Source organism: Dysgonomonas hofstadii (assembly GCF_014196915.1).
Classification (GTDB): Bacteria; Bacteroidota; Bacteroidia; order Bacteroidales; family Dysgonomonadaceae; genus Dysgonomonas; species Dysgonomonas hofstadii.
The window spans coordinates 1-5,703 of record NZ_JACIEP010000033.1; the positions used below are offsets into that span (position 1 = coordinate 1).

8 protein-coding genes are annotated in these 5,703 nt (G+C 39.4%); 7 read left to right on the top strand and 1 reads right to left on the bottom strand.

Annotation, left to right across the window (positions count from 1 at the left end):
* Window positions 1-195 precede the first annotated feature (195 nt).
* The 7 genes from rpmB (at window position 196) to GGR21_RS20650 (ending at window position 4,745) form a co-directional block, all read left to right on the top strand.
* Window positions 196-435 (top strand): 50S ribosomal protein L28, encoded by a 240-nt coding sequence (gene rpmB, locus GGR21_RS20620; RefSeq protein ID WP_183309127.1) that lies wholly within the window; start codon window positions 196-198, stop codon window positions 433-435.
* Between the two features lie 19 nt (window positions 436-454).
* Complete coding sequence (gene rpmG, locus GGR21_RS20625) at window positions 455-643, top strand: 50S ribosomal protein L33 (RefSeq protein ID WP_183309128.1); 189 nt, start codon at window positions 455-457, stop codon at window positions 641-643.
* A 14-nt stretch (window positions 644-657) separates the two neighbouring features.
* Window positions 658-819, top strand: a complete 162-nt coding sequence (locus GGR21_RS20630) for a DUF4295 domain-containing protein (protein WP_183309129.1) — start codon at window positions 658-660, stop codon at window positions 817-819.
* Window positions 820-970: 151 nt separating this feature from the next.
* Entirely contained in the window at window positions 971-1,924 is a 954-nt protein-coding gene (gene ftsY / locus GGR21_RS20635) for a signal recognition particle-docking protein FtsY (protein ID WP_183309130.1), read from the top strand.
* Between the two features lie 3 nt (window positions 1,925-1,927).
* The gene (gene rimO / locus GGR21_RS20640; RefSeq protein WP_183309131.1) at window positions 1,928-3,223 is read left to right on the top strand and encodes a 30S ribosomal protein S12 methylthiotransferase RimO; all 1,296 of its coding nucleotides are present in this window, start codon (window positions 1,928-1,930) and stop codon (window positions 3,221-3,223) included.
* 18 nt (window positions 3,224-3,241) lie between these two features.
* Complete coding sequence (locus GGR21_RS20645) at window positions 3,242-3,532, top strand: HU family DNA-binding protein (protein WP_183309132.1); 291 nt, start codon at window positions 3,242-3,244, stop codon at window positions 3,530-3,532.
* Entirely contained in the window at window positions 3,525-4,745 is a 1,221-nt protein-coding gene (locus GGR21_RS20650; RefSeq protein WP_183309133.1) for an HU family DNA-binding protein, read from the top strand. Before GGR21_RS20645 ends, GGR21_RS20650 begins: the two co-directional genes overlap by 8 nt.
* A gap of 1 nt (window position 4,746) precedes the next feature.
* On the opposite strand, the gene GGR21_RS20655 is transcribed toward GGR21_RS20650, so the two are convergent.
* The gene (locus GGR21_RS20655; protein ID WP_183309134.1) at window positions 4,747-5,559 is read right to left on the bottom strand and encodes a LicD family protein; all 813 of its coding nucleotides are present in this window, start codon (window positions 5,557-5,559) and stop codon (window positions 4,747-4,749) included.
* Window positions 5,560-5,703: the final 144 nt, after the last annotated feature.

The window sequence follows — 5,703 nt, forward strand, 5'->3', positions numbered from 1 at the left end:
ATCTGTCAGGTTTTAACATTATACTGCGTTTTTATTAATTGGTAACTGTTATTGCATTATGGAAATCCAAACGGAATAGAAAATAATTAGAACTTTAACTTTATAAATATTTGTAAGTTTGAAAAATATAACTAAATTTGCATCCCGATTTTGCACACGAATAATATAAAAAAATAAATATAAAATACGATAGCGATGTCCAAGATTTGTCAAATAACAGGAAAAAAAGCTATGGTTGGCAACAATGTTTCTCACTCTAACAGAAAGACCAAGAGAAAATTCAATGTCAATCTTTTTAGAAAAAAATTCTACTGGGTAGAAGAAGATGTATGGATCAGCCTGAATGTTTCTGCCGCCGGTCTTCGTACAATTAATAAAATCGGTCTTGATGCTGCATTGAAAAAAGCGGCTACAGACGGGTATTTGAACGCATAAAATATCGGAGGATTAAGAAATGGCAAAAAAAGCAAAAGGCAACAGAATTCAGGTGATACTTGAGTGCACAGAGCACAAAGAAAGCGGAATGCCGGGTACATCACGCTACATCACAACAAAGAACAGAAAAAACACTACCGAAAGAATTGAGTTGAAGAAATACAACCCGATCCTTAGAAAGATGACAGTACATAAAGAAATCAAGTAAAAACAAGATAAACCATGGCAAAGAAAGCAGTAGCAGGTTACCGTGACGCTTCATCGAAAGACGGTCGTAACTATGCAAAAGTAATCAAAATGGAGAAATCACCTAAAACGGGTGCTTACACTTTCAAAGAAGAAATGGTTCCTAACGAATCAGTAAAAGATTATTTCGCTAAGTAATCTTGTTAAAAATATCTAAAACACCTCCTTCACTTAGTTGTAAGGAGGTTTTTTATTTTCCATTTTGTAGCTTTGCAGTAGGCTAGAAAAAAGGTATTTACAGGGTTTTAGTATACTAAAAAAGTATGCTGAACAATCAAAAAGAATAAAAATGGGTTTGTTTGATTTCTTCTCGAAACAAAAGAAAGAGAATCTTGATAAAGGTCTGGAAAAGACCAAAGAATCAATGTTTTCCAAATTGTCACGTGTCGTTGCCGGAAAATCGAAGGTGGATGACGATGTACTCGACGATCTGGAAGAAGTATTGATCACATCGGATGTAGGAGTAAACACTACACTGAAAATTATAGAACGCATAGAAAAGCGCGTATCCAGAGATAAATATATCAACACAGAGGAACTGAATTCCATCCTACGGGATGAGATCGCAAACCTGCTGACAGAAAACAATTCGGTAGATACAGAAGATTTTTCTTTGCCGGAAGATACTATGCCATATGTAATTATGGTAGTAGGAGTTAACGGTGTAGGGAAAACAACAACTATCGGAAAACTGGCCAACCAGTTTAAGAAAGCAGGAAAATCAGTTTATCTGGGTGCCGCCGATACATTCCGTGCCGCTGCCGTAGAACAACTTGTTATCTGGGGCGAAAGAGTCGGAGTCCCTGTGGTTAAACAGGCAATGGGTTCCGATCCGGCTTCTGTAGCCTTCGATACGCTTAGTTCAGCAAAATCGAACAATGCCGATGTAGTTATCATCGATACGGCCGGCCGTTTGCATAATAAGATAGGATTGATGAATGAGCTTACCAAAATAAAGAAAGTGATGGATAAGATCGTTCCCGGAGCACCACACGAAGTTCTTCTTGTACTGGATGGATCTACCGGACAAAATGCATTTGAGCAGGCTACCCAGTTTACTGCAGCTACTGATGTTACAGCTCTGGCTATAACAAAACTGGACGGAACAGCTAAAGGTGGTGTTGTAATCGGCATTTCAGATCAATTTAAAATACCGGTAAAATATATAGGCTTGGGTGAAGGAATAGATGACCTTCAGGTATTCAGACGAAAAGAGTTCGTCAACAGCTTGTTTGGAGAGTAAATAATGAAGAAAAACAGGATAGATCTTATAACACTCGGATGCTCTAAAAATCTCGTTGATTCGGAACTGCTAATGAAGCAGCTTCTGGCAAATGGGTATACAGTAAAGCATGACCCCGTAGTGTCGGAAGGTGAAATAGTGATAATTAATACTTGTGGTTTTATCGGTGATGCTAAAGAGGAGTCTATTAATATGATCCTCGAATTTGCGGAAGCCAAAAAAGATCGCCAGCTAAATAAGCTTTTTGTAATGGGATGCCTTACAGAAAGATATATGGAAGAGCTAAAACTTGAGATACCCGAAGTGGATAACTTCTATGGGAAATTCGGGTGGAAAGCGCTTATTTCAGATCTGGGCAAATCCTATAAACAGGATTTAGCTCTCGAGCGTAATATAACAACACCAAGCCATTATGCGTATTTAAAAATATCCGAAGGATGTAATCGCACTTGTTCTTATTGCTCTATTCCCATAATGACGGGAAAACATCAGTCCCGCCCCATAGAAGAAGTAGTAGAAGAGGTAAAAGGGCTGGTTGCTTCGGGAGTCAAAGAGTTTCAGGTAATAGCTCAGGATTTATCTTTCTACGGACTAGATAAATATAAAAAGGCAAAGCTTCCCGAACTGATAGAAAGGATAGCAAAAGTTGAAGGAGTGGAATGGATCCGCCTGCATTATGCTTATCCTGCAAATTTTCCTTATGACCTGCTACGTGTAATGCGAGAAAATGATAATGTTTGCAAGTATTTGGATATTGCGTTGCAACATATTAGTGATAACATGCTGAAAAAGATGCGCCGCAATATTACAAAGCAACAGACTTACGATCTATTGAAAAGAATACGGGAGGAGGTTCCGGGTATCCATCTCCGAACTACGCTGATGGTAGGACATCCGGGAGAAGCACATAAGGATTTTGAGGAGCTGCTTCAGTTTGTGAAAGACATCCGCTTCGAACGGATGGGAGCATTTCCTTATTCACATGAAGATGGGACTTATGCTTATGCCCATTATAACGATGAAATATCCGATGAGGTAAAGCAAGAACGCATGGATCTGCTGATGGCATTGCAGGAACGCATAGCACTTGAGATCAATGAGGAAAAGATAGGGCGTACACTAAAAGTCATCATCGACAGAGAGGAAGAAGACTACTATATCGGCCGTACAGAGTATGATTCGCCTGAAGTAGACCCCGAAGTTTTGGTCAGGAAAAATAAAATACTTAATATTGGAGAGTTTTATCAGGTTAAGATCGACGGTGCTCAGCCTTTTGACTTATACGGAGATGTGACTTAAAACCTTAATATATAGCCAATGACAAACCAGGAATTAATAGCAGCTTTAGCAAAGCGCATGGGATGGACACAACGTGAGACATCCGATGTCCTTGAATCGACAATTTCACTTATCCGGGAGAATCTGGAAGATGGAAATTCTATTAACATCCAAGGATTCGGCTTATTTGAAACTAAAAAGAAAGGAGAGCGCATCTCTGTCAATCCGGTATCGAAACAACGCTTTCTGGTACCTCCTAAGATTTCCCTGTCATTTCGTCCTGGCCAAACAATAAAAGATAACCTTAAAAAGCTGGAAGTAGATGAATGAACGTTTAAACCTTCAGGATTTAATTGATCTTCTGGCAAAGAAAAAGGAGATCACAAAGAAAGACGCAGAAACGTTTCTGCGTGAGTTAGTTGCCGTTATTTCCGAAAATATAGAAAGCAATGAACCTGTAAAGATCAAGGATTTCGGAACATTCAAGCTGGTAAAGGTCAATCCTCGCAGGAGTGTGGACGTAAATACCGGTGAGGCAATAGAAATAGCAGCTCACTACAAACTCAGCTTTACGCCGGAAAAATCCCTAAAAGAAGCTATAAACCGTCCATTTGCTCATTTCGAAAGTGTTATCCTTGAAGATGGAGTATCTTTTGAGGATGTAGAGAAAACCGAAGAGGCTGTTATCGACGATGATAATGCTGAGGATACAGATGATACAGATACCACTGAAGAGATTAAGGTTGAGAATGAACCTCTGGCTATTTATCAGGCAATAGAAGAAATTGAGTCTGAAAAAGAAGAATCCAAGGCCGAAAGACCTACTCCTGTTCAAGAGGAGACTGAAATCACAAGTGAACTACAAGAGGAGAGCAAAGAACCAGAAGCGGAGCTTAATCCTGATGAAGAACCTCGGGAAAGGATAACAGAGGAATCTATAACTCAACGGGAAGAAGAAACCCAAATATCACCGGAAAAAGAAGCTGAAACAGAAGTTGCTGACGCCCTCCAGGAGCGGAATAGGCGTAAGCGAAGACGAAGACTTATCACATTAGGCTCTTTCATCTTTATCATTATAGCTGCCTTTGCCGTATGTGCATTATTCTTTCAGGAAATAGCACAATACCTTACTGACGGCCCGGCAGACAGGGAACCTAAAGAATTGGTAGAAAAAGCCGGAGAACCGAAAAAAGAGAATACTCTGATTCCCGATTCGTTAGCCGCTAATAAAGTAGACTCCGTTAAATCTACCACAACCCAGCAGGAAGAAAAAGCAGACATAAACAAGCCTATAGGAGCAGCGATAATTAAACGAGGCGATACGATGCGTAATATCGCACTGGAACATTACGGCCATAAGTCTTTCTGGATCTACATCTACGAAGAGAACAAAGACAAGATAAAGAACCCTAACAATGTTCCCCTTGGCACAAGGCTAGTCCTTCCATCGCCAGCTAAATATAACATAGACGCAACAAACAAAGAATCGATAGAAAAAGCGAAAGCAGCAGAATCCAAACTGATAACATCGATGGGATTGTAAATTATATATATTCTATTTTTATAAAGTGCTGAGGCCGTCCGCTTTCAGGTGGAATAATTGTATAGTCACATCTATATTGATTGTATAAATATATCGCCGGATGATGCGGCGCAGCAAATTCTATCCCTTCAAATTTGATTTTACTTACAGGAAGCAGATCGCCAGCTTTCTGACAATGGTTTGCATTTATACCATAGCTGTATACAAAAGAATCCGGCCGGGTTATGGAGCAAATAATGCGGGCAATACCTATCAGGAGTATACTTACGGGGTATAAAACCAAAGATGTAACAAATTCAAACAATTGCCTCCCCGAACGGAAGGGCTGTCCTCTTTTTATTCGCCTGAAAGCTCTCCCATACATATTATCCAGTATTCTTTTTACCCACATATAACTTCTTTCGACAGGTGCTATATCGATAAAAAAACCCTTTATCTTATATTTTGAAGTATCCTCATCTTTCATATAAACAATAGAATTCCGGTCTCTTACTTTTGACAGTAATATTGGATATCCCTTTTCTTTGGGAGTTTGGAGATACAAATGCTCAGGTAATTCTCCCGGTAATATCTTAAGCAATTTTTTGTAGTCCGGACGTGGCATTTCTATATCAATGTCGTCATCCCAGGGGATAAAACCGTCATGCACCACAGCTCCCAATAATGTACCACCGCTTAACCAGTAAGTCAATCCGTGACGGTCACATATATCTGTTACAATCCGTAAGATATCCAGCATTTTGAGCTGGAGTTCCCGTAAATCGGAACCATCGGGGCTATACCTGCTTCTTAACTCTTGGGTTTGTGGATGCATTATTTTTGTTTTAAGAATTCCACCAGTCTATTCATTTCAACATAAAAAAATATCCTGACAAAAATACGATATTTTTTTAATACTCTTTGCTGCCTGTGTTTAGCAACCTGCAAGAATACCAACAACTGTTAAAACCTGACATTC